Here is a 22,601-nt window from a genome sequence, read left to right as displayed (position 1 = left end):
CCGGTGGCGGCTCACCCTGCCATGGACCTTCGCACAGTGCTTCGGCGTCGGCACTGGATGATCCGCCAAGGTTCAGGGTCGAGGAGGATCCTCCGACGGGATGTCGCCGGCGCTCAGGCGGCCACGCGAGCGTGCGAACGCCTCGAGCTTCGCCGGGTTCATCACCCACAGCAGCGTGTTGATGCCCTGGGGCAGGGCGTCGATGCTCAGCAGTGCGACGACGGTGCCGCCGTGGGAGATCAGAAGGCCCGGGCGCCCGTTCGTCTGTACCCATTCCAGGTCCGCGCCCGGCCAGAAACGCGGACCGAAGGCGACGATGAATCTCGCCACGCGGGTGCGGCCGGCCACGGGGAATCTCGACGCGCCCCTGATGCCGTTGCCGTCGGTGTAGCTGACGACGTCCGTGGCGAAGAGGTCCTCGAGGGCGGCGACGTCGCCCGCCCGGGCGGCGGCGAGGAACGCGTCGAGGAGCCGCCGGTGCTGGGCGCTGTCGACGGGGCCGCGCCGCTCGGCGGACAGGCGCTTGCGGGCGCGGCTGACGATCTGGCGGGTGTTGACCGCGCTGAGCTGGAGAATGCCGGCGATCTCGCCGTAGGGGTAGTCGAAGGCCTCGCGGAGGATGTACGCCGCGCGTTCGGCCGGGCTGAGCTTCTCCAGGAGGAACAGGAGGGCCAACTCCAGTGCCTCTCCGCGTTCCGCGCCCACGGCCGGGTCGACGCTGGTGTCGACGGGTTCGGGCAGCCAGGGCCCGATGTACGTCTCACGTCGTGCTCTGGCGGACTGGGCGACGTTGATGGCCAAGCGGGTGGTGATCTGGGCGAGGAACGCGGGCGGGTCGACGACGACGGTGCGGTCGGTCCGCTGCCAGCGCAGCCAGACCTCCTGGAGGACGTCCTCGGCCTCGGCCACGCTTCCGAGCATGCGGTACGCGATGCCGAACAGACGCGGGCGTGACTCCAGGAAGGCGGACATCGCCTGCTCGAGCCCGCCGTCCGTTCCTGACCTTCGCTCCGCGTGCATGTACCGCCCGCCGACACCGTCCACTGCTGCGTGCCAGCCTACCGAGGGCGTGTTCAACGGTCCGAGGCGCGGCCTGCCCCGCTGCGAAGTGCACGTGGCTCCCGGAGCCGTGTGATCACCGCTGGTTCCCGGGCCGTTAACCGCCCGGCCGGGCCGGACTCCTACGGTGCCACGCATGAGCAACGAAAAACGATCACACGCCGCCGCGGTGTCGCGCCGGGCCGTGCTCGGAGGCATCGCCGGTGTCGGTGCCGCGGGGGTGGTCGGCCTGGGCGGCCCGGCGTGGGCCTCGCCACGGCCACGCCCGCTCCGCGTGCTGATCGCGACGAACGAACCGTGGGGGACCTATCACGTCAAACCGCTGCTGGCCGAGACCGCGCGGCGCGGCTGGCGGCTGACCCAACTGGTGCCGGACTTGTCGCAGATCGCGGCGGGCGACCCGGTGCCGGTCGCGACACCGGCCGACGCGCCGCCCGCCGACCTGCTCGTGGTGACCGGCGCGGGCGACTGGCCGCTGGAGTGCGCGGCGCGTTTCCGGCGGCTGCCGGCGGTCGCGAGTTCGCTGGCCTACCTCGGTCCCGCCGAGGCTCCCGGAGCCCGGCGGCTCCGAGGGCGGCTGCGCGCCATCACCTCGTCGTCTCCGGCGGAGGGCCGCGCGTTCGCCGGCTATCTCGGAACCCGGCGTCCCGTACGCGTCGTCGGCTCGCCGCAGACCGACGCGCTGCCGGTGCGCAGGCCGGAGCCGGGACTGGTGCTGGTCGTCACCAGCGTGACCCACCCCGACGGAACCGGCGGCGCGGCGCCCGGCACCGAGCTGCTGCTGGCGGCCGCGGAACGGCTGAAGGCGTCGGGGAAGTCGATCCTGGTCGGCCTCCACCCCCGGGAGGACCGCGGCCTCTGGGCGCAGTACGAGATCAGCGCGGTGCCGACGCTGGAGGCCTCGGCACGCGCCGAGGCGGCCGTCGGGATCCCCGGGACGGTGTTCCCGCTGATCACCGCCGTCGGGACCCCGGTCGTCGGGTGCGTCGATCCCGCGCTGACCGTGCCCGACTACCTGCTCTCGGTGTGCTCGTCCACGATCGAGGACGCCGCGGACGCGGTACCGGCGATCGAGGCGGCGCGTCTCCCGGACGCGGCCACCCTGGCCGACGCCGTCGGCCCGATCGGCGGTTCCACGGGCCGGCTGCTGGACGTCTGGGCCCACGCCGCACACGTGCGGGCTCACTAACGACCCGGGCCGCACAACTCCGACCACGGCGCCCCCGCGCGGCGCGACTTCATCCCCGAGCCCGAGACTCCGCCGGTGGTGTTCGGACCAACCGGAATCAGCGGACGTCGCGGGCTCGGGTCGTTTTCGGTGATGCTTTTCCTGCGCTTTATTCCGGGCCCGGAGTGGCCGCTCCTGGCCAGATGTCCCACAAGGTGACCGTGGTATTACTGATCCGACCTTAGGGGGCGAAGTGGATTTCGCGATCACGGCCCACTCTGAGCGGTTCGACGAGCAGGACAGGGTGTGGCTGAAGCACGAGGCCGAGCTGTTCGCGGCGCTCCGCGAGCGCGGTATCCCGCTGTGGAGCGGAAACGCCTTCGGATCCGGCGACAAGGGGCTGCCCGAGACCATCGTCATGGCCCTGACCTCGGCGGCGACGTTGAAGTCCGCCGTCGAGTGCTGGAAGCTCTGGCTCGAACGCGACCGCACCCGCCGCATGGAGATCACTCGCACGCATGACGGCGTCGACGAATCCCTCACCATTTCCGGACGGGATATCGAGGAAGGGCGATTCGATCGGATCGTCGACGAGTTCGCCGAGCGCTTCGAGAAGGATCTCTGACCCGCGATGGCAGGCCGCAACAGGGCACTGCTGATCGGCAACGGTTTCTATCCGAAGGATCCGATCACGCTGCCGCCCCTCAACGGTCCGCCGAACGACCTGAGCCATCTGAGCGGCGTTCTCACCCATCCGGCTTTCGGGGTCTTCCTGCCCGAGGACGTGACGCAACTGCCGGAGCGCGAGTCGCATGAGATTCTCGACGCGCTGCGCGCTCTCTGCGCTGGTACGGGCAACGACGACCTGCTGCTGATCTACTACAGCGGCCACGGCTACCGCGAACCCGGCACCGACTCCCTGCTCCTGTGCGCCCGCGACACCGTCGCGGCCGACGCCGCCACCGCCGTGAGCTTCGCCCAGATCAGCGAGATTCTGGACGACTGCCCGGCCGGTGCGCTGGTCATCATCCTGGACTGCTGCTACAGCGGTCTGGCCAAGGCCGTGCCCAGCGGGGAAGAGGTACGCGAGCTGGCAGGCCGGGGGCGCTTCATCCTCTCCGCCACGCGCACCCGCGGAGTCGCGCGCGACGCGGACGTCGTGGGAGGGCTCAGCGAGTTCACCGACCTGATCGTCGACGGCCTGTACGGGAAGGCCGTGCCGCCGAACGCGCCGGACGCCGAAGAGATCACCGTCGAGGACCTCTACTCCTACCTCGCGCGGCGGATGCGTGCGGGGAAGGGAACGGTGCCGCCCCGGAAGTTCGACGGGTACGGCTACCCGGTTCTCGCACGGTTTCCGGACTTCGTGCGTGAGAAGCAGCCGTCACCCGCTCGCACGACGACGGCGCCCGCGCCGCGAGCCGCCAAGGCGATCGGCCGATGGTCGCTGACACTCCTGCTGGGCGTGCTGCTCGTGGCGGGCTCCGGCGGTTTCGCGGTCGCCGTGGACGAGCTGGCCTACCGGGCGCAGTGGCGCCTGGCCGAGGCGGTCGAGAAACCCGTTGCCCTCGGCTCGCTCGGGCCCGCCTTCACCGAGGTCGCGATCCTCGTCTTCGGCCTGGCCACCGGGCTCTTCGTCTGCGCGGCGTTCCTGAGCCGCGCGCTGGGCGCGTGGTGGTGGATACCGCCGTCACTGCTCACGCTGTGGGCGGCGTCCGGTGCCTTCGACGGGCTGCTCTCCTACGGTTCGAACCGGGCGGTCGTGCTGGTGCCCGCCATGATCATGCTCCTGAGTGCCACGAGGCTCAGGACGCCCCATCGGGATCCCGGCAAGACCCGTGAGCTCGTCGTCGGCACGGCTCTCATCGCGTTGCCGTGCACCTATCTGGCCTACCGGTTCGGCGACTATGAGAGCAATCAGTGGACCGCGACGGGGTTTCGGACGTTCGCCGCACTGAAGAAGGGCATGGCGGTCGACCGTACGTTCTGGGTGACGGCGACAGAGGCCCTGGGGTTCGCGCTCGGCGCGCTGGCCGTGCACTGGACGATCCGCTGGATACCGGTGCTCGGCCGGGCTCGCGACCGGCGCCGCGTCAACCGCCCGTGGCTGAGGCGGACCATCCTGTGGTCGGTTCTGCTGACCCTGATACCGGGAGCGGTCACGCTCGGCGCGTTCGACTACATCGGGCGCCTCGACTACCGGTTCGGCGACCCGGGTGTCCGCGCGCTCGTACGGCCCTGGCTCCCCTATGCCGACCGGTGCGACGACACCGGCGAGTGCGTGCTCAACTACCTCGGCGGAACCTCGCGGGAGATCTCCCTGAGCGTCCTGCGATTCCGGTCCGGCACCGACGAGGCGGCGGACATCAGGCAGCTCTACTTCGACAGGCCGGCCCTCCAGAAGGGGACCGTCGGCGGATACACCTACTTCGTGAGCAGGTACGACGGCCACGACGGGGTCGCCGTCTGGACGCATTCGATGTGCAGCTGTCAGCTCGCGCTCAGCGTTCACAACAATCAGGACGCGTACCACTTCTTCCTCGAACGGTTCCGCGACTTCACCGGCATCCGGATATCCGGCATCTGATTCGTCCCGATGAGAGATCTGGCGGAGGACGACCCGGCGCGGATAGGGCCGTACCAGGTCGGCGCGCTGCTGGGCGAGAGCCCACGGGCGAAGACCTATCTCGGCTTCTCCCCACGGTGCCGGGCGGTCGCGATCAAGGTGGTGCGCATCGAGCACGCCGACGACGAGGAGCTCCGGCGCCGCCTGGTCGAGGCAGCGGACGGTCCGGCCTCCGAGGCGCGGCCGTTCACCACCGAGGTCGTCGGCGCCGGACCGCTGGATCCGGCGCCCTGGGTGGCCACCGGTTTCGAGCCCGGGATGACACTGGCGGAGATGGCCCGGCGGGGCTGGACGCTGCCCGAACCGGCGGTTCCGCTGCTCGCCGCCGCCCTGGCGACGGCGCTCGCCTCGGCGCACCGGACCGGCCTGGTACACGGCGCGCTACGGCCGTCCAACCTCCTGCTGACGGCCACGGGGCCGCGCGTCATGGACTTCGGAACCTCCTTCACCGGCGCCTCCGACCCGCCGCGGCGCGCCGACGACGTCCACGACCTGGGCGGCCTCGTGGCGCTGGCCGCGACCGGGAACGCCGAGGCGGCGGACGGCCTCCCGCCACCGTTGCGGGAACCGATTGCCAGGTGCCTGCAGCCGCGCCCGGAGAATCGCCCGCCCATCAGGGTCCTGGCCATGGAACTCGGTCTGCCCGAACCGAGCCCGGAGTCGTTCCACGGCTGGCTGTCCGCGGATCTCCTGTCGATCGTGCTCGACCGTGCGGCGAGCGCGCTCGCCGTGGAGACGAAGCCCGCGTGGCGCGCGCCGCCGGCCGCTCCGCGCACGCCGCCGGTCGTTCCTCCGCCGCAGCACCAGACGCCGCTGCCGGCCGCGTTGCGTTACCGCCTCCTCCGGCCTGAGCCGGAACCGGCGGGCGAGCCCGAGCCGTCCCGCCCGAGGATCACCCGGCGGGCGGCACTGGCCGCCGGAGCCGGAACGGCGGCGCTCGCCGCCGGCGCCGCGGCGAGCGCGGCGCTCCTCCACCATTCGCCCCGACCAGATCAGGCCCGATGGAGTTTCAAGACGACGTGGATCGTCGACTCGGCGCTGCTCGTCGTACCCGAGGCGGGCGTCGTGCTCGTCCCGGTGACGGAGAGCCACTACCCGGCGAGCGGCCGCCTCATCGCACTGGATCTCCGTTCGGGCGCCGTGCGCTGGCAGCGGGCGGTGAAGGGCGTCGTGAGCGAATGGCTCGCTCTCACCGGCGGGCGGGTCCTCGCCTGCATGGGCGAGTCGCTGCAGATGCTGGACTGCCGGACCGGGACTCCGCTGTGGAGCGTGCCCGGCCTCGGCCCGGGCACGGTGGCGACGGACGGGCGGACCGCGTACGTCGTGGGGAACCAGGTGCTGACGGCCGTCGACCTGGCGACCCGCGAGATCCGGTGGCGGTTGCGCGGCAGCCTGTCGCGCTCGGCCACCTACGCCGGCGGGCGCCTGCTGATCAGCATCGACGGTCAGATCAGCAGCGTTGATCCCCGCCGTGGCACGGTGCGGTGGAGCCACGAATCCGGCCAGTATCTCGGCGCCGCCCCGGTCCTGGGTGGGGGACTCGTCTGGGTCGGCAGCCGGGTCGGCGATCTGTTCGCGCTGGACGCGCGTACCGGTGCGCTCCGCCATCGGATCCTGACCTCGGGCGACGGCCAGGGCGACGCGAGCTCGAGGGTGGCCCTCGCCGATGGCCTCGCCGTCGTGGCGACCGCCGACTTCGACGCCTTCTGCGTCGACGTGTCCACGGGACGGGTCCGCTGGAAGTACCGGACCACCAGCGCGGATCCCACCGGGACGGATGGCCTCGACTCCTCGCCCGTCATCGACGCGGGAACCGTCTACATCGGCAGCGGCGTCGAGTACTTCCTGGCTCTGGATCTGGCGTCCGGCCGTCTCAAGTGGCGTTTCCGAACCGGCGGTGACGTCGACTCGTCGCCCGCCGTTCATGAGGATCTCGTGTACTTCGGCAGCGCGGATCGCCGCGTCTACGCGGTGAACAAGCACACCGGCCGGGCATGAGGGGGCCTGGGCGGCCGCCGCCCTCGGCGCCCTCGTGCCCGAGGTGCTCCGTCAGCGTGAGTAGTACTCGACCACGAGTTGGACGTCGCACCGGACCGGGATCTCGTGTCGCTGCGGCGGCCGTACGAGCCGCGCCACCAGGCCGGCGTGGTCGGCCCGCAGGTACTCCGGGACGCGCTCCGGCGCGTGCCCGCCGGCCGCGGCCTCGAGGAAGGGCGGCATCGTCCGGCTGCGCTCGGCGACGCTGATCACCGACCCCGGCCGTACACGGTAGGAGGGGACGTTGACGCGCGCGCCGTTCACCAGGATGTGCCGGTGGGAGACGAACTGGCGGGCCTGGTAGATCGTGCGGGCGAACCCGGCCCGCAGCACCAGGGCGTCCAGTCGCGTCTCCAGGTCGGCCAGCAGCGTGTCTCCGGTCCGGCCCTCGCCGCGCGTGGACCGTTCGAAGGCGCGGCGCAGCTGCTTCTCGCTCACGTTGTACTGGGCGCGCAGGCGCTGCTTCTCCAGCAGCCGCGTCTTGTAGTCCGACGTCTGCCTGCGTGCCCGTCCGTGTGGGCCGGGCGGGTACGGGCGGCGTTCGAAGTAGCGGACGCACTTGGGGGTGAGCGGGATCCCCAGGGCACGGGAGCGTTTGGCTTTCGGGCGCGAGCTGTTCACGAACATCCTCTCAGTGGCTAAGGTTAGCCTTACCTTACTTAGGGAGGCTGGATGTCCGCCACCGATCACCCCACGGCGCCGATCGCAGAACCGACCCCCGCCGAGCTCGTCCGTTCCGTACTCGTGGCGGCCCGGTCCCTGACCCTGAACACCGACGTGCACCGCGTCGACCTCGTCGGCCTGCACTCGCCGGAGGGGGCCGGCCGCCTGCTGCTCACGGTCCCGGCCGGCAGCCACGTGGGCGCGGAGGTGGCCTGGGCGCCGGGCGGCGATCTCGCGGCCTCGCTGGAGTTCACCGACGTCGCCCCGGTGCCGGTGCCCGACCGGGTCCGCGCCCGCGTCCTGCTGGGCGGCTGGCTGAGCTTCGACCGTCAGGGTGCGAGCGCGGAGGACCTGTCCTTCGAAACGGTGACCGCCGAGCTCCAGCACGAGGGGCGGTGGTTCGAGCTGGAGGTGGACGAGCTGGCCGCCGTCGAGCCCGATCCGCTCGCGGCGACCGAGGCGGAGCTGCTCACCCACCTGGCCGGCGCCCACGGGGACGCCGTCGAGCTGCTGGCCCAGCTGGTCGACCGCCGGATCCTGCTCGGCGTGACCCGCGTGGACCCGCTACGGCTGGACCGCTACGGCGTCGTCCTGCGCCTCCGCCGGCAGAGCGGATACCACGACGTACGCCTGCCCTTCGCGACCCCGCCGCGGAACCCGGCCCACGCCGTGCTGCAGATGCGCGCCCTGCTGGCGCGGGCGAAGGCCTGCCCCCGCCGCTCCCGGCGCTGACGTCCCGACAGATGTCCGACCGAACCATGGCTGCGCGGACCACAACCCGCTCTTGCCCCGACCGGTGGATGCGCTACCACGGTTCGGCGGCTCCGAACGTCTCTCCGTTGAGCAGGTTCGTCATCACGATGCCCACACGGCGCATCCGGTGATCGATCAACTCCCGAGGATAGGCCGCGGCCCCCGCGTCGTTGAGGATCGGCATGTCGGTCGGGTGCGGTTCGACGGCGTTCCACGGAACCTGCCGGACGCCGGTCACATGATGCCCCTGGAAGTCCCTCGGCACCTGGAGGACGTGCTTGCTGCGATGGGCCCAGACCACGAAGTGGTGATCCGGCCCGAGGATCTCGTACGCCCCGGTCAGCGAGAGATCCGTGACGCGGCAACCGGACTCCTCGAGGGCCTCACGCCGTGCCGCCTCGGAGATGGGCTCACCGAACTCCACTTTGCCGCCCGGCAGCAGCCAGAAGTCCGCGTACGGGCCGTGTTCCTGCCGAACGAACGTCACCGTCTCTCCCGGCCCCGGAATCACGACCAGCGCCGCGGTCACCACCTGTTCCGGCATCCCGACCCGTCCCGTCTCGGTTCCGCCCCCGCCGTGGCGCTTCAGCCTACGAGTACAGCGCACGGCCTCGCCGTGCAAAAGACTCGGTGAACGCCATGGCTCTCGCCTGAGAGAGGGGACGAAGCGGGACAGGCCGGGCCTCGCCGGGGCCGTTTCCCGAGACTTGCGCGCTCGCCCCGGTCATCGGCGTGAGGGCGGCCGCTGGTCGGTGCTGCTACCGGTGATCATCAGCCCGTTCGGGAACTACCTGAGCCGGGTGTACGCCGCCGCCGCGATCCCCACCGAGATGCTCGACGCCGCCCGGGTCGACGGCGCCGGTGAGACCAAGATCTTTAGGTCGAGCGCGACCAATCGCTTGTTGCGGTTGACGGAAAGGAAGTAGGTGGCCTCGCCGTGGGCGTGCGGCGGCCCCCACACGCGGGTGTCGTCCCCATGCTCCGGCGCTCGACCTTGATCACGTCGGCGCCGAGATCGGCGAGGAGCATGGTGGCGTACGGCGCGGCCAGCACCCGCCCGAAGTCGGCGACCAGGACCCCGGACAGCGGTAGCTCGGTCATCAGTACCGTCCTCCCCAGCGGAACCTCTGCCGGACCCGCGGGCGGAGACCTGGTGTCCGCGGGTCCGGCACGGCGGCGTCAGTCGCCGGAATCCGGCGTGCCGTCGATGACGGTCCGTACCGTCGTCACTGGGCGCCATCCCCGACCTGGGCGGCCTCGTCGGTCGCAGGGGCGCCGGACTGCCCGGTGACCGCCAGGCGCTGGTAGGGACGCGCGAGCACGAAGTACACCGCGCCGATGACCAGGAGCACGACGATCACCATCAGGGTGATCCAGTCGAAGTTGAACAGGCTGCCGCGCGGGCTGGACAGGCCGGACGGCCAGACGATGTTGACCAGCATCAGCGCCAGGTACGCCGCGGCCAGGATGCTGACCGGCCAGCCCCAGCGTCCGAGCCGGAACGTCCCGGCCGGCTGCCAGCCCCGGGCCCTGGCGATGATCGAACCCACCACGGTCAGCAGGAAGGACAGGTAGATGCCCGACACGCCGAAGGAGACGAGCAGGGTCAGCGCGTTGACGCCGGCGGGCAGCTCGAACCACAGGATGTGGACGTTGTGCGCCGGGTTGACATTGACCAGCAGGGTGAACAGCACAGGGACGACGCCGGCGACCAGCAGCGCGTTGACCGGGGTGTGGAACCGCGGGGACACCACGCTGAGCTTGTGGCTGAACGGGACGGCCTTGTCCCGGGCGTAGGAGTACATCAGCCGCGAGCCCGCGCCCTGGACCGCGGTGCCGCAGGAGAAGAAGGCGACGCACACGACCACCAGGAACAGGTTCTGCGACCAGGACGGGAGCTGGCCGAGGATGGCGGGCACCCCGCCGTCGAACGACGCGGCGTTGGCGTAGCCCTGCGGGTCGGACGGCATGGCCAGCAGCAGGCCGACGACGAGGACGGCCGAGGCCACCCCGCCGTACAGCAGCGCCGAGCGCATTGCCCGGGGCACGATACGCGACGCCGACTTGGTCTCCTCGGCGATGTCTCCGGCGGACTCGAAGCCGTAGAAGATGTAGGCGTGCGCGAGCACGGCGACGAGCGCGGCGCCGGTGAGCCAGTGGCCGCCGAAGTCGACCTTGAGCGGGTTGGCCGACGCGTGCTCGGCGCCCTTGCTGGAGAACAGGAAGCCGAACCCGTGGTGGAACCCGGCGATGCCCAGCGCGATGGCGACCCCGAAGGTACCGATGGTCTCGACGAACACGCCGAGCTGGGAGATCCGCCCCATCAGCTTGGCGCCCACCGTGTTCATCAGGGTCTGAATCGCGATGAGCAGCACCGTGACCACCAGGATGGTGCTGTGCGAGGTGCCGTTCAGATGCGTCCCGAACAGATTGTTCAGCAGCGCGGTCAGGTAGCTGACGATGCCGGTGTCGACGCTGGCGACGGTGACGAGCAGGGCGAGGCCGTAGATCCAGCCGATCCACCAGCCGTACCGCGGGCCGACACTCCATTTCCCGTACTGGTACAGCGCGCCGGCGATCGGGTAGTGGCTGGCCAGTTCCCCGAAGACCAGTGCCACCAGCAGCATGAAGCCGACCACCGGCACCATCAGCCACAGGTAGCGAGGTCCGGCGGTGCCCACACCGAGCACGAACAGCGAGTACACCCCGACCATCGGCGACAGATAGGAGAACGCCACGCTGAAGTTGTCGAACAGTCCCAGGACGCGGTGCAGTTCCTGTTTGTAACCGAGGCGCTCTAGATGGGCCGCGTCCTCGTCATGTTCGGTCGACAAGCCGGTGTTGTCGGTCATGATGGCCTCGTTGATCTGTCGGCCGGTCTGGGGACCGGGCGGGGGCTGGTGATCGTGCGCCGCGCGCCCACACTGGTCCAGGCCGGGGCACCTGCACCGACCGCGCTGCGCGACATGATCATTGCGTTGAGTTCGCAAATCATCTAGCTCTAAATGTTTTAGTGTCAAGGTCGGATACCAGGACTTAACCGAGGAAGGTGCGATGGCGCCGGCACCACCCGTTTCCGGTCTCACCACCGCCGCCGTCCGCGCGATCCAGGCACTGGGCAACGGCCAGGCCGGCCGGGCCGACCAGATCGCGGATCGGCTGGCAGAGGCCATCCGCCTCGGACTGATCGCTCCTGGCGAGCGCCTGCCCTCCGAAGCGACGCTGTCCGACCAGCTCGGTGTCGCCACCTTGACACTCCGGGAGGCGCTGGCGACCCTGCGCGAGCGCGGCCTCGTCGTGACCCGCCGGGGCAGGGCCGGCGGTAGCTTCGTCGCCCGGCCGGTCGGCGGCCTTCACAGCCGGCCGGGGCACGCCGACCTGACCGTCCGGCAACTCCGCGAACTCGGCGACCTGCGCCTGGCGGTCTTCGGCACCGCGGCGGCGCTCGCCGCCCGGCGCGCGACGGCCCCCGAGATCCAGACGTTGCGCCGGCGCGCCGCGCGGCTGGCAGCGGCGGATACCGCCGCCGAGCGCCGCCAGGCGGACGCCGAGTTCGGCGTCGCGGTCGCCCTGGCGGCCCAGTCGCCCCGGCTCACCCAGGAGGAAGCGAACCTGCGCGCCGAGTGGGGCGATCTGAGCTGGACCCTGCTCAACGACGCCGACCATGCCGAGGCGGTACGAGGCCGGCTCGCCCTCGTCGACGCCGTCGCCGCCGGGAACTCCGAACGAGCCCGGCGGCTGGCCGAACAGCAGGTCACGGACGAGGTGGAACTACTGATCCGGTGGCGCGTCGGCGTCTACCGCACCGAGGCGGAGCAGTGACGACACCATTCTCCGAACGGGCCTGGGCCTCTCTCGCCGACGACATCGAGCGGATCCTGCGGTCCCTGCGCGACACCGCCGCCGCCTTCGAGGCATCCTTCGCGGGCCGGCCCGACGTGTACACGCTCGGCGACATCGCCTCGCTGCGCCCGCGCATCCGCGAGACCTTGGACGCCTTCGCGGACCTGGCCATCGGCACCGGCATCGTGGCCGCCCCCGGCCTCCTGCGTGACGCCCCGTACTGGCTCGAATGGTGGTGGCGGCCGGGCGGCGGGACCCCCGAGCCGCTGCGCGTCAATCTCGACCCGGACGGACCCGACTTCTTCGACTATTTCAACGACGAATGGTTCGACGTGCCGGTCCGCTCCGGGGACCAGCACGTCACCGGGCCGTACGTCGACTACGCGTGCACGAACGAGTACACCTTCACGCTGTCCGTCCCCGTCTTCCACGGCACCCGGCCCCTTGGGGTGGCGGCCCTGGACGTCCCCTGCGACCACCTGGAACGCCGCATCATGCCCGCGCTGTGCGCCGAGCGGTCTCCCCGCGCGCTGGTGAACCCCGACGGCCGGGTCATCGCCGCCAATACGGCCGCAGCGGCGCCCGGCGACCGGCTGACCACAGGGCGCGCCCGGGCCGACGCGGCTCATTCCGGCGCGCTGGCCCGACTGTGCGCCTTGACGGGCTGGACAGTGACATCCCCGCAGTGAGAACGGGCCGGACCTGGTGAGACACCGATCCGGCCCGTTCTTCGATCGTTCACCCAGGTCAGCCGCTAGATCGCGCCGGCTACCGGCGCATCCTGAGTTGTGCCGCTTTCGGGCTTGCTTCAGTCCGGACGAAACCCCACATCGCGCGGACACTCGGTGGGGATGCGATTGCCCGACGTGAATGCATCGCCGCTGGTCCCCGCTCATTCGGCTGAATGCCGGGTTTCCGGGACGCATTGGTAGGTGAGGTAGGTGAGGCTCTTACCGACGGTGCGGGTGTCGACAAGGCGCAGGGGTTTGGGGCTGCTGGTCTGGTCGAAGATGCGGTTTCCCGCGCCCATTACGAGCGGGAAAACCGCCAGCCGGAGCTCGTCGACGAGATCGTGCGCCAGCAGCGTGTGCACGAGCTGGGAGCTGGCGTAGACGCGGATCTCGCCGTTGACCGTGCGCTTCAACGCCGTAATCTCGTCCACGATGTCACCGCAGAGTACCGTCGAGTTGTGCCATTCGGGGTCTGCGAGGGTGGCGGAGACAACGTATTTGGGCAGACTGTTGATCCTGTCCGCCAACTCGCCGCTGCGGGACGGGTACCGTGCGGCGAAGAACTCATAGCTACGTCGCCCCAGCAACAGGGCCTGCGCGCCCAGCGCGTCGTCCAGGATGAGTTTGTCCCATTCCGTGCGGTCGGTCGGGGCGAGCCCGGCGCGCCAGTCGAGGCGGCTGAAGCCCTCCTCGCCGGTCGGGTCCTGCGTGACCCCGTCGAGTGAGACGTTCTCGAAGACGACGATCGTTCCCATCCCGGTGCTCCCATGTTCATGGTCGGACTACCACCGATGTAGACACCGCGGGACCGGCAGAACTGGGCGCGCGTCGGCCGCCCAGTTCACCGGTCGGCCGGTGTCCATACCCGATGAAATTGGCCTGTGGTGCGGGAGAGGTGACTCGAGGATGGTGACCGGCGATCTGATGTCTGAGGCGCGGGCCGGGGACGGTGACGCGTTCCGCGCGTTGGTCCAGCCGTACCGCGCGGAGTTGCAGGTGCACTGCTATCGGATGCTCGGATCGTTGCAGGACGCCGAGGATGCCCTGCAGGACACGCTGCTGGCCGCCTGGCAGGGCATCGGCGGCTTCGAGGGGCGCGCGTCGATGCGCACCTGGCTGTACCGGATCGCCACCAACCGGTGCCTCAACGCGCGTCGCTCGGCGAGCCGGCGCCAGGCGAAGGAATGGAATGTGCCTCATGTCGAACCGCCGGAGCCAACTCGGCTCGGCGAAGTCGTCTGGCTGCAGCCGTATCCCGACGCCCTGCTCGAGGCGGTGATCGACGCGCCGCTCGGGCCGGAGGCCCGCTACGAGCAGACCGAATCGGTCTCCTTGGCGTTTGTCACGGCCTTGCAGGTGCTGCCGCCGCGTCAGGTCGCCGTTCTCGTCCTGCGTGACGTCCTCGGATTCCACGCGAACGAAGTGGCCGACATGCTCGACTCGACCGTCGACTCGGTCAACAGCGCCCTCAAGCGGGCCCGCGCCGCCCTGCAACGCCGCCAGCCGCCGGGCGCCGACCACCAATCGCCCGCCTCCGGCTCAGCCGTCGAGGACGCGATCGTGGCGAAGTTCGCCCGCGCGTGGGAATCCGCCGATCTCGACGCGCTGGTGGATCTGCTGACCGACGACGTCTTCTTCTCGATGCCGCCGATCCCCTTCGAGTACGTGGGCCGGGACCTCGCCGCCCGCTTCTGCGCCAGCATCTTCCGCGCCGGCCGGAGGTTCGACCTCGTGCCGACGCGAGCCAACGGTCAACCGGCATTCGGGGCGTATCTGCGCGCCCTCAACGGCATCAGCCACGGCACCGGCCTCTATGTCCTCACCGTCGCCGGCGACCACATCAGCGCCATGACCCGATTCGACAACAGCATGCTCCCGTGGTTCGGGCTGCCACGCTCACTCCCGAGCCGATAGACCACCCCCGACGACACGACTTCATGTCCGACAGGGCGGCCTGGACGTCCGGAACGCCCCCACGTGCGTGGGGAGGGCGGGACGGCCTGGCAGCCGCAGTGGTCGTGCCACGGAACACCCCCCACGTGGGGGTGATCCGCCGTGCTCGCACAAGTGCCGTCGCGGCCGGCAGTGGTCCCCACGCACGTAGGATGATCCGGCTCACGAGATCGCGTAGCGCAGTAACCTGCCGCACTTCCCGCACATCCAGCTGGTAGCGACTTCTCTCGAGGGGAGTGCGAAACAGCGAGAACGGGCCGGACGCGGTGAGAAATCGGTCCGACCCGTTCTTCGATCGTTCACCCAGGTCAGCGACTAGATCGTGCCGACTGCTGGTGGCGCCCCCTGCTGGATTCGAACCAGCGCACCCGGCTCCGGAGGCCGGTGCTCTATCCCCTGAGCTAAGGGGGCTCGGGACGGATAGAGACTACCAGCTCACCGACCACACTCGAACACGTTTTGGCGCCGCGTCGATCGATCGGGCCCGGATGAGCTGGGCGAACGTCGCTCTGCCGGGCGCGGGAAAAGATCGTCGAGGCGGCGGATCCGCGGGTGTGTGGCATGAGTGTGGCCGTTATCCGCGTGTCCGGACCGGGGAAGGCGTTAGCTTGGCGGTCGTGACCCTGGGACGTGTACTGGTCGTCGACGACGATGAGGTGATCAGGCAGCTGATCGCCGTGAACCTCCAGCTGGAGGGTTTCGAGGTGCTGACCGCCGTGGACGGGCAGGACTGCCTCGACCGGGTGCGGGACATCGCGCCGGACGTGATCACCCTTGACGTCATGATGCCCCGGCTCGACGGCTGGGTGACGGCCGTCAAGCTGCGCGACGACCCCCTGACGCGGGGCATCAAGGTCGTAATGATCACCGCGCGGGCCCAGGAGCACGACATCCGCCGCGGGCACGAGATCGGCGTGGACGCCTACGTGACCAAGCCGTTCGACCCCGCCGAGCTGATCCGTACGGTCCGCGAGCTGGCCGGCGCGGGCCCGGTGGTCTGACCAGGGAAGCGGCGAGATCGCTGTTGCCGGCGGCATGGGCCGGAGGATTTCGCGTGCCGACGGCCCGTGACGGCCGAATGTCCACATGCTGGTCGGTTAGTCTCATCCGGTGACCCTGGCCGAGTTGAACGCCGCCGTCGTGGCCGCCGTCCGTGGGGCGGTCGACGAGGGTGAGTTCGCCGTGCCCGTGCCCGACCGCGTTCCCGTCACGGTCACCGCGAGCGGTGAGTACGCGACGCCGCTTCCGCTGCGGCTCGCGCGCGCCGCCGGGCGGCCCGCCACGGAGATCGCGGGGCTGCTCGCCGCCCGGCTCGGCCGGATGCCCGGGGTGGGCGACGTACGGGTGACGGGGCCGGGTTTCCTGTCGATCGGCGTCGGCGCCTCGCTGATCGCGCGCATCGACGAGACGTACGGCGTCGTGGCGGTGCCGCGGGCTACCTGGCCGGAACGCCCGCTGACCTTCGAGAATCCGGGCTTCGTGGTGCGCTTCGCGTACGCGCGGGCGGCCGCGGCGCGCCGACACGCCGCCGAGCTGGGCGTCCGCGCGGCCGAGGGCCCGCTGACCGACCCGCGGGAGGCACGGCTGCTCGCGCTGCTCGCGGAGTTCCCGAGCCGGGCCGAGCAGGCGGCGCGGACGGACGACCCGCGGCCGTTCACCCGGCAGTTGGAGCTCATCGCCGACGCGTACCACGACGTTCACGAATGGTGTTCGCCCCTGCCCAAGGGCGACGAGCCCATCACCAGTCACCATCGCGCACGCCTTAGCCTGGCTGAAGCGGCGTACGTCGTCCTGGGCAACGCCCTCCGCATGCTCGGCGAGACCCCGAACGATCGTCTTTGAGCCCCTACAGAAAGAGCAGTCGATGAGTCGAGTTCACCCGGCCGGCCCTCGGCACGCGGACGTGCTACCCGAGGACCACCCCCTGCCTCCGCCGAGCGACCTGAACGCGCTCGTCCCCAGCGTGTGGCCGCGCGGCGCCCGCCGTGAGGACGGGGCGCTGACGGTGGGCGGCGTGGACGTCCGTGATCTCGCCACGGAGTTCGGCACGCCGCTGTACGTCTACGACGAGGAGGACTTCCGGTCCCGCTGCCGGGAGTTCGCGGCGGCCTTCAGCGACGGCGACGTCTACTACGCCGGCAAGGCCTTCCTGTGCGTCGAGGTCGCCCGGTGGGTGCGGGACGAGGGGCTGGGACTGGACGTCTGCAGCGGCGGAGAGCTCGCGATCGCGCTCCGGGCGGAGTTCCCGCCGGAGCGGATCACGTTCCACGGCAACAACAAGTCGACGGCCGAGCTGACGCGGGCGCTGGAGGTCGGCGTCGGCCATATCGTCGTCGACTCGTACGAGGAGATCGCCCGCCTGGGTCACCTCGCCCGTGAGCTGGGCGTCCGGCCCAAGGTCCTGGTCCGGGTGACGACGGGCGTCGAGGCGCACACGCACGAGTTCATCGCCACCGCGCACGACGACCAGAAGTTCGGCTTCGCCCGCGAGACGGCGCAGGAGGCCGCCCGCCGGGTCGTCGGCATCAAGGAGCTCGAGCTCGTCGGCCTGCACTCCCACATCGGCTCGCAGATCTTCGACACCGACGGCTTCGAGCTGGCCGCCCGGCGCGTCGTGGAGCTGCTGGTCGCCATCCGCGACGAGCACGGCGTCGAACTGCCCGAGCTGGACCTCGGCGGCGGGTACGGCATCGCCTACCTCGAGGGCGACGACCCGCTCGATCCGAAGCACATCGCCGACAACCTGCGGGGCATCGTCACCCGCGCCTGCGAGGAGAAGGGCCTGCCGGTCCCGCGCCTGACCGTCGAACCCGGTCGTACGATCTCCGGGCCCGGCGGCGTCACGCTGTACGAGGTCGGCACGGTCAAGCCCCTGGAGGGGCTGCGCACCTATGTCTCCGTCGACGGCGGCATGAGCGACAACATCCGCACCGCGCTGTACGGCGCCGAGTACACCGCCGCGCTGGCCTCCCGGCGCTCGGACGCCGACCCGATGCTGAGCCGCATGGTCGGCAAGCACTGCGAGAGCGGCGACATGGTGGTCCGCGACCTGTGGCTGCCGTCCGACCTCGCCCCCGGCGACCTGGTCGCGGTCGCGGCGACGGGGGCGTACTGCCGCTCGCTGGCCAACAACTACAACCACGTGCCCAAGCCGGCGGTCGTCGCCGTACGCGACGGCCGGGCGCGGCTGATCCTGCGCCGCGAGACCGAGGACGATCTGCTGCGCCTGGAGGTGTCGCCGTGAGCTCCGTCCAGCCCCTGAGACCACCGCTGAAGATCGCGCTGCTCGGCTGCGGTGTGGTCGGCACCGAGGTCGTGCGCCTCCTGCACGAGCAGGCGGACGACCTCGCCGCGCGGGTCGGCGCGCCGCTGGAGCTGGTCGGCATCGCGGTGCGCCGCAAGGACAAGCGGCGCGAGGGCGTGCCGCCGGAGCTGCTGACCACGGACGCGACCGGGCTGGTGACCCGCCCGGACGTCGACATCGTGATCGAGGTGATCGGCGGCATCGAGCCCGCGCGCGGCCTCCTGCTGGACGCGATGAAGTCCGGCAAGTCGGTCGTCACGGCCAACAAGGCGCTGCTCGCCGAGGACGGCGCGACGCTCTTCGGCGCGGCCCGGGAGCACGGCGTCGACCTCTACTACGAGGCGTCCGTGGCGGGCGCGATCCCGCTGCTGCGCCCGCTGCGCGAGTCGCTGGTCGGTGACCACGTGCACCGGGTGATGGGGATCGTCAACGGCACGACCAACTACATCCTCGACAAGATGGACAGCTCGGGGGCCGGTTTCACCGAGGCGCTGGAGCAGGCGCAGGCCCTCGGGTACGCCGAGGCCGACCCGACCGCCGACGTCGAGGGGTTCGACGCGGCGGCCAAGGCCGCGATCCTCGCCCAGCTCGCGTTCCACACCCGGGTCACCGCCGCGGACGTGCACCGGGAGGGCATCGCGGACGTCACCTCCGCCGACATGGCGAGCGCCCGGGCGATGGGCTGCGTCGTGAAGCTCCTGGCGATCTGCCAGCGGGTGCCGTCGGAGGACGGCCGGAACGGCCGCGGCGTGTCCGTCCGCGTGCACCCGGTGATGATCCCGCGCACGCACCCGCTGGCGAACGTCCGCGAGGCGTACAACGCGGTGTTCGTCGAGGCGCAGTCCGCCGGTTCGCTGATGTTCTACGGCGCGGGCGCCGGCGGAGCGCCGACCGCCAGCGCGGTGCTCGGCGACCTCGTCGCGGTGGCCCGCAACCGGGTGCACGGCACCCGCGGGCCCGCCGAGTCCACGTACGCCGACCTGCCGGTGCTGCCGATGGCGGACACGGTCACGCGCTACCACGTCTCCCTGGACGTGGCGGACCGGTCCGGCGTGCTGGCCCGCGTGGCGGACGTCTTCGCGGACCACGGCGTGTCGATCCAGGCCGTACGCCAGGAGGGCCACGGCGAGGAGGCGCAGCTCGTCATCGTCACCCACCGGGCTCCCGACGGCGCGCTCTCGGCCACCGTCGAGCACCTCCGCGACCAGGAGATCGTCCGCGAGGTCGCCAGCGTCATGCGCGTCGAAGGCGACGAGTAGAGACGACCGGAAGGGCGAGCGAGCGGCTGGTGCGCGTGCGAACGGCACGCTGAGGCGAGGCCGGGCCACTAGCATTCGGGGCGATGGCCGCCTCTGCCGCACCAGCCGCCGAATCCGCCGAGCCGGGCCGCTCCGCCGCCCGGCGTGACGGGGCGCTCGGCACGGCGCTGCTGCCGGTGTCGGCGCTCCGGCTCGCGGCGCGGTACTCCGTGCCGCTGGCGATGTGGTTCAGCGCCGGCACGATCATCCGCTACGTGCTGCTCCAGGGCATCTCCCACCTCGCGAGCGGCCGTCATCACGGCCTCCGGCAGGCCGTCATCCTGCTGCCGCTGAGCGTGGCCGTGCTGGCCTCGCTGGTCGTGACGATCGGGATGATGTTCACGCTGGGCCGGGGCCTGTCGGTGATCAAGGATCCCGACGAGCCGTACGTCACCGCGGTCGGCCGGACGCTGTTCCCATTCGTGCTCGTCTACCTCGGCTGGAACCTCTACACCACGGACCTGCGCGAGGTGCTGCGGGCCGACGCCCAGCGGCTGGTGAACAACGGCGACGTCATGAACGTCGGCAACGTCCTCGACGTGTCGATCCCGGTGTGCCTGCTGGTCGCCGCCGTGTCGTGGGCGCTGCGGGTGCTGTGCGAACGCCGGTACGAGGAGAAGCACGGCCGCACGATGGGGGTCCTGACCGCGTTCTTCGAGGTCAACGTGGCCCTCTACACCCTGTACTCGATCATGCAGGTCGTCATGGCGGCCAAGAGGTGGCTCGCCGACCGGGCGTTCTGGCACGCGATCACCCACGCCGTGCCGGTACCGATTCCGGGTCCCGGGCCGGTCAAGGACGCCCTCGTCCTGCCGCTGGTGTGGCTCGCCATCGCCGCGATCGTGTACGGGCTGGAGATGCGGGACCGGGAGGCGATCCGCGGCACGCCGCTGGAACGGCTGCCCGACCGCCTGGAGGGACGGCGGCGGCGCCTGGCGGAGGTGGCCAGCCGGAGCCTGCGCGAGAAGTACGTGCCGATCGTGCACGCGTTCCGGCTCGCGCACCGCGCGGGCGCGTACGTGTTCGCCTGGTTCTGCCTGTGTTACGTGGCGATCGAGGTGCTGCTCGACCCGGTGCAGCGCGGGGTCGTCGCGCTGATCGGCACGGACCACACCGTGCGGTTCTGGAACCTCGTCCTGGTGCCGGTCGAGTTCGGGCACCGCATGGTCGGTGAGATCCTCCGGCTGGCCCTGCTGGCGGCGACGTTCGACCTCGTGATGCGCCGGGTCAGCGACGGAACACCAGTTGCGGACCGCCCAGCGCCGGCGACAGATCCTGATGCTGGTGCCGCATGACCAGCTCGAACGTGCCGACCGCCCAGTCGGGGACGAGGCCCATCACGTAGGCGGGGTCCGTGCCGCCGGGGATGATCGTGGTGTGCCACTCGAACGCGCTCCAGCGGTGGCCGGTGTGGTCGCGCAGCGAGTAGTCGATGTCGAAGTCACGCGGGTTCCTGGTCAGCGGCTCGGCCCGCAGGGTGGCCGTCACCAGCGTCTCGCCGGGCCGGACCGGCCATCCGATCAGGTCGGGCGGCAGGTCGCCGGGCTTCAGCTCGGCCCTGCCGTAGCGGAGCAGCGTCCAGCGGATCTGCTGGAACACGGCCGGCCGTCCGGGCGGGACCGTCCGCGTGTGCGTGGCCGGCACGTCCTCGCGGTAGTACGCCCACTCCGGGCGGAACGGCAGGCAGATCGCCCCGCCCACCAGCACCAGCAGGGCGACGATCCGCGCCGGTCGCCGCAGCCGGGCCGCGCCGCGCCGTACGGCAGCCGCGCCCCGGCGCAGGCCGGCCGCGCCGCCCGGCGCGCCGGCCGTGGCCCGTCCCACGAGGGCTGCGGCGCGGCTCACGAGGGCTCCGGTACGGAGTATCCGGAGGGCGGTCTCGTGGTCAGGCGCGCGGCCTCGGCGGCGTCGAGGCCGAGGTCGACGTGGACCTCGGCGGCGAACCGCCGCGGGTCGTCGCGGTAGAAGCCGAACGGCGCGTCCTCGGCGTCGTGGTCGGAGACGTAGAGCCGGGCGCCGGCCACGGCCGCGGGCGGCACGTCGAAGACGTAGGCGCCCCGGCGCGGCATGCCCGGCTCGAACCGGACGTAGCCGAGCGTGGTGACGACGGGCTTGGACAGGCCGCCTCCGCCGCCGAACTCGTCCGTCGGGGAGTAGTCGCCGTACCGGGTGTGCAGCCGCGTCTGTCCGGCGTACACGAGGGAGTGCCGGGCCTCGATGGTGGCGAGGACGACGACGAAGACACCGGTCGCCGGGATCTCCTGCGCCTTGGCGTACTCCGTCGGCGGAACGTGGATCGTCCGGGCGCCGTCGACCCGGTCGACTTCGATGGTGAACCGCGGCTCCGTGACGGTCTGACCGATCCGCCCGTTCTTGACGAACGGGCCGTACGCCCGGGTGTAGCTCCAGCGCGCGGACTGCAGGGCCACCGCCGCGCACGCGAGGGCGACGGCGAGAACGATCGAGGCGATCCGTCTCATCGCTTCACCGGCAGGGTCACGTCGGCGACCAGGACCGGGATGATGTGCGTCACCCGGCCGGACTTGTGCGTCAACGGGTTCGTCTCGTACGCGGTCTCGTCGCGGCGAGCCTTCCATTCCCAGTAGCCGCGCGGGTCGAGGACGCCCGACTCGGTGTGCTCGTAGTCCGCCAGCGCGACGGTCACGTGGTCGGGCACACGGGTGCCGGCCGCCAACTGGTACTGCACGGCCACGTAGGTGGGCAGGCGCGGCTGCAGGGAGCGGAAGAGCGTGTCGCCGGCGATGGCCTGGGCGTCGATCTGCTCGGGGCGCGGGCCGTCCTCCGTTCTCCAGTGCAGGAACATGCCGTGCGCGAACACGTCGTTGTTGATGCCGTACGTCCCCTGCGTCTCGCGGGTCGGGTTGGTCACCCAGGCGTTGATCACCAGCATCCGGGTGGATTTGCCGAACTTCTTGATCGTGGTGACGTGGGCGCCGGCGAGCCTGGTCCGGAAGAGGTGCTGGTCGATCTCGCGCCCCGGGCCCGTCCGGACGGGGGCGTCCGCCGGGCCGAGGCCCCCCGTCGCCCAGAACGTCCCCACGGCGACCAGGACGGCGGCCGTGACGTATCCGGCGACGCGTGCTCGAGGGTGCACGGGCAATGATCCTAATCCGCAGGGGAACGTCCAGGATGTGAAACGACGTGA

General features: G+C 71.1%; 22 protein-coding genes, 1 tRNA gene and 1 pseudogene. 14 read left to right on the top strand and 10 right to left on the bottom strand.

Annotation, left to right across the window (positions count from 1 at the left end; translation table 11 throughout):
- Positions 1 to 72 precede the first annotated feature (72 nt).
- Positions 73 to 1,020 carry an RNA polymerase sigma-70 factor gene (locus ABD978_RS26595; RefSeq protein WP_345360125.1) on the bottom strand — a complete coding sequence of 316 codons (948 nt, stop codon included), beginning with the start codon at positions 1,018 to 1,020 and terminating at the stop codon, positions 73 to 75.
- Between the two features lie 175 nt (positions 1,021 to 1,195).
- Here ABD978_RS26595 and ABD978_RS26590 point away from each other — a divergent pair, with 175 nt between their 5' ends.
- The 4 genes from ABD978_RS26590 (at position 1,196) to ABD978_RS26575 (ending at position 6,851) form a co-directional block, all read left to right on the top strand.
- A complete protein-coding gene (locus tag ABD978_RS26590) occupies positions 1,196 to 2,248 on the top strand; it encodes a hypothetical protein (protein ID WP_345360122.1) in 1,053 nt (350 codons plus the stop codon).
- A gap of 232 nt (positions 2,249 to 2,480) precedes the next feature.
- Complete coding sequence (locus tag ABD978_RS26585; RefSeq protein ID WP_345360119.1) at positions 2,481 to 2,852, top strand: effector-associated constant component EACC1; 372 nt, start codon at positions 2,481 to 2,483, stop codon at positions 2,850 to 2,852.
- A 6-nt stretch (positions 2,853 to 2,858) separates the two neighbouring features.
- Positions 2,859 to 4,814, top strand: a complete 1,956-nt coding sequence (locus ABD978_RS26580) for a caspase family protein (protein WP_345360116.1) — start codon at positions 2,859 to 2,861, stop codon at positions 4,812 to 4,814.
- Positions 4,815 to 4,823: 9 nt separating this feature from the next.
- Positions 4,824 to 6,851 (top strand): outer membrane protein assembly factor BamB family protein, encoded by a 2,028-nt coding sequence (locus ABD978_RS26575; protein ID WP_345360113.1) that lies wholly within the window; start codon positions 4,824 to 4,826, stop codon positions 6,849 to 6,851.
- A 51-nt stretch (positions 6,852 to 6,902) separates the two neighbouring features.
- On the opposite strand, the gene rpsD is transcribed toward ABD978_RS26575, so the two are convergent.
- Positions 6,903 to 7,511, bottom strand: coding sequence for a 30S ribosomal protein S4 (gene rpsD / locus ABD978_RS26570; RefSeq protein WP_345360110.1), 609 nt, complete (start codon positions 7,509 to 7,511; stop codon positions 6,903 to 6,905).
- A 51-nt stretch (positions 7,512 to 7,562) separates the two neighbouring features.
- Between rpsD and ABD978_RS26565 the strand changes: the two genes are divergently transcribed.
- On the top strand, positions 7,563 to 8,285 hold the full coding sequence (locus tag ABD978_RS26565; RefSeq protein WP_345360106.1) for a DUF2470 domain-containing protein: 723 nt from the start codon (positions 7,563 to 7,565) through the stop codon (positions 8,283 to 8,285).
- A 73-nt stretch (positions 8,286 to 8,358) separates the two neighbouring features.
- Here the strand turns inward: ABD978_RS26565 and ABD978_RS26560 are convergent, their stop codons facing one another.
- Positions 8,359 to 8,850: an NUDIX hydrolase gene (locus tag ABD978_RS26560; protein ID WP_345360103.1), complete on the bottom strand. Its 492-nt coding sequence runs from the start codon at positions 8,848 to 8,850 to the stop codon at positions 8,359 to 8,361.
- 208 nt (positions 8,851 to 9,058) lie between these two features.
- Between ABD978_RS26560 and ABD978_RS26555 the strand changes: the two genes are divergently transcribed.
- Positions 9,059 to 9,232, top strand: a complete 174-nt coding sequence (locus tag ABD978_RS26555) for a hypothetical protein (protein ID WP_345360559.1) — start codon at positions 9,059 to 9,061, stop codon at positions 9,230 to 9,232.
- Here ABD978_RS26555 and ABD978_RS26550 read toward each other — a convergent pair.
- Positions 9,181 to 9,407: pseudogene (locus ABD978_RS26550) on the bottom strand (CoA transferase); the annotation flags it as partial. The gene ABD978_RS26555 and the pseudogene ABD978_RS26550 sit on opposite strands and share 52 nt — an antisense overlap.
- A 125-nt stretch (positions 9,408 to 9,532) precedes the next feature.
- The gene (locus ABD978_RS26545; protein ID WP_345360100.1) at positions 9,533 to 11,158 is read right to left on the bottom strand and encodes an APC family permease; all 1,626 of its coding nucleotides are present in this window, start codon (positions 11,156 to 11,158) and stop codon (positions 9,533 to 9,535) included.
- Between the two features lie 202 nt (positions 11,159 to 11,360).
- Between ABD978_RS26545 and ABD978_RS26540 the strand changes: the two genes are divergently transcribed.
- Positions 11,361 to 12,128, top strand: coding sequence for a FadR/GntR family transcriptional regulator (locus ABD978_RS26540; protein ID WP_345360097.1), 768 nt, complete (start codon positions 11,361 to 11,363; stop codon positions 12,126 to 12,128).
- Positions 12,125 to 12,838 carry a cache domain-containing protein gene (locus ABD978_RS26535; RefSeq protein WP_345360094.1) on the top strand — a complete coding sequence of 238 codons (714 nt, stop codon included), beginning with the start codon at positions 12,125 to 12,127 and terminating at the stop codon, positions 12,836 to 12,838. The genes ABD978_RS26540 and ABD978_RS26535 overlap by 4 nt, the downstream gene beginning before the upstream one ends.
- Positions 12,839 to 13,041: 203 nt before the next feature.
- Here the strand turns inward: ABD978_RS26535 and ABD978_RS26530 are convergent, their stop codons facing one another.
- The gene (locus tag ABD978_RS26530; RefSeq protein ID WP_345360091.1) at positions 13,042 to 13,635 is read right to left on the bottom strand and encodes a dihydrofolate reductase family protein; all 594 of its coding nucleotides are present in this window, start codon (positions 13,633 to 13,635) and stop codon (positions 13,042 to 13,044) included.
- A gap of 151 nt (positions 13,636 to 13,786) precedes the next feature.
- Here ABD978_RS26530 and ABD978_RS26525 point away from each other — a divergent pair, with 151 nt between their 5' ends.
- Positions 13,787 to 14,794 carry a sigma-70 family RNA polymerase sigma factor gene (locus tag ABD978_RS26525; protein WP_345360088.1) on the top strand — a complete coding sequence of 336 codons (1,008 nt, stop codon included), beginning with the start codon at positions 13,787 to 13,789 and terminating at the stop codon, positions 14,792 to 14,794.
- Positions 14,795 to 15,169: 375 nt separating this feature from the next.
- Here ABD978_RS26525 and ABD978_RS26520 read toward each other — a convergent pair.
- Positions 15,170 to 15,244: transfer RNA gene (locus ABD978_RS26520), tRNA-Arg, on the bottom strand.
- A 212-nt stretch (positions 15,245 to 15,456) separates the two neighbouring features.
- Here ABD978_RS26520 and ABD978_RS26515 point away from each other — a divergent pair.
- The 5 genes from ABD978_RS26515 to ABD978_RS26495 all read left to right on the top strand — a co-directional run bounded on the left by ABD978_RS26515 (position 15,457) and on the right by ABD978_RS26495 (position 20,730).
- Entirely contained in the window at positions 15,457 to 15,834 is a 378-nt protein-coding gene (locus ABD978_RS26515) for a response regulator transcription factor (protein WP_345360544.1), read from the top strand.
- A gap of 109 nt (positions 15,835 to 15,943) precedes the next feature.
- Complete coding sequence (locus ABD978_RS26510) at positions 15,944 to 16,675, top strand: DALR anticodon-binding domain-containing protein (protein ID WP_345360085.1); 732 nt, start codon at positions 15,944 to 15,946, stop codon at positions 16,673 to 16,675.
- A gap of 22 nt (positions 16,676 to 16,697) precedes the next feature.
- Positions 16,698 to 18,077 (top strand): diaminopimelate decarboxylase, encoded by a 1,380-nt coding sequence (lysA, locus tag ABD978_RS26505; RefSeq protein WP_345360082.1) that lies wholly within the window; start codon positions 16,698 to 16,700, stop codon positions 18,075 to 18,077.
- A 32-nt stretch (positions 18,078 to 18,109) separates the two neighbouring features.
- A complete protein-coding gene (locus tag ABD978_RS26500; protein WP_345360541.1) occupies positions 18,110 to 19,396 on the top strand; it encodes a homoserine dehydrogenase in 1,287 nt (428 codons plus the stop codon).
- Between the two features lie 83 nt (positions 19,397 to 19,479).
- On the top strand, positions 19,480 to 20,730 hold the full coding sequence (locus tag ABD978_RS26495; protein WP_345360079.1) for a hypothetical protein: 1,251 nt from the start codon (positions 19,480 to 19,482) through the stop codon (positions 20,728 to 20,730).
- Here ABD978_RS26495 and ABD978_RS26490 read toward each other — a convergent pair.
- From ABD978_RS26490 to ABD978_RS26480, 3 genes are read right to left on the bottom strand one after another with little or no spacing between them, the layout of a single operon-like run.
- Complete coding sequence (locus ABD978_RS26490; RefSeq protein WP_345360076.1) at positions 20,663 to 21,280, bottom strand: hypothetical protein; 618 nt, start codon at positions 21,278 to 21,280, stop codon at positions 20,663 to 20,665. The two genes, ABD978_RS26495 and ABD978_RS26490, sit on opposite strands and share 68 nt — an antisense overlap.
- Positions 21,277 to 21,915: a hypothetical protein gene (locus tag ABD978_RS26485; protein WP_345360073.1), complete on the bottom strand. Its 639-nt coding sequence runs from the start codon at positions 21,913 to 21,915 to the stop codon at positions 21,277 to 21,279. Before ABD978_RS26485 ends, ABD978_RS26490 begins: the two co-directional genes overlap by 4 nt.
- Complete coding sequence (locus ABD978_RS26480) at positions 21,912 to 22,550, bottom strand: hypothetical protein (protein WP_345360070.1); 639 nt, start codon at positions 22,548 to 22,550, stop codon at positions 21,912 to 21,914. The genes ABD978_RS26485 and ABD978_RS26480 overlap by 4 nt, the downstream gene beginning before the upstream one ends.
- Positions 22,551 to 22,601 lie beyond the last annotated feature (51 nt).

It is taken from the genome of Actinoallomurus liliacearum (genome assembly GCF_039542035.1).
Taxonomy (GTDB): domain Bacteria; phylum Actinomycetota; class Actinomycetes; order Streptosporangiales; family Streptosporangiaceae; genus Actinoallomurus; species Actinoallomurus liliacearum.
The sequence above is the reverse complement of the archived record's forward strand: the minus strand, read 5'-3'. Positions and strand labels throughout refer to the sequence as shown.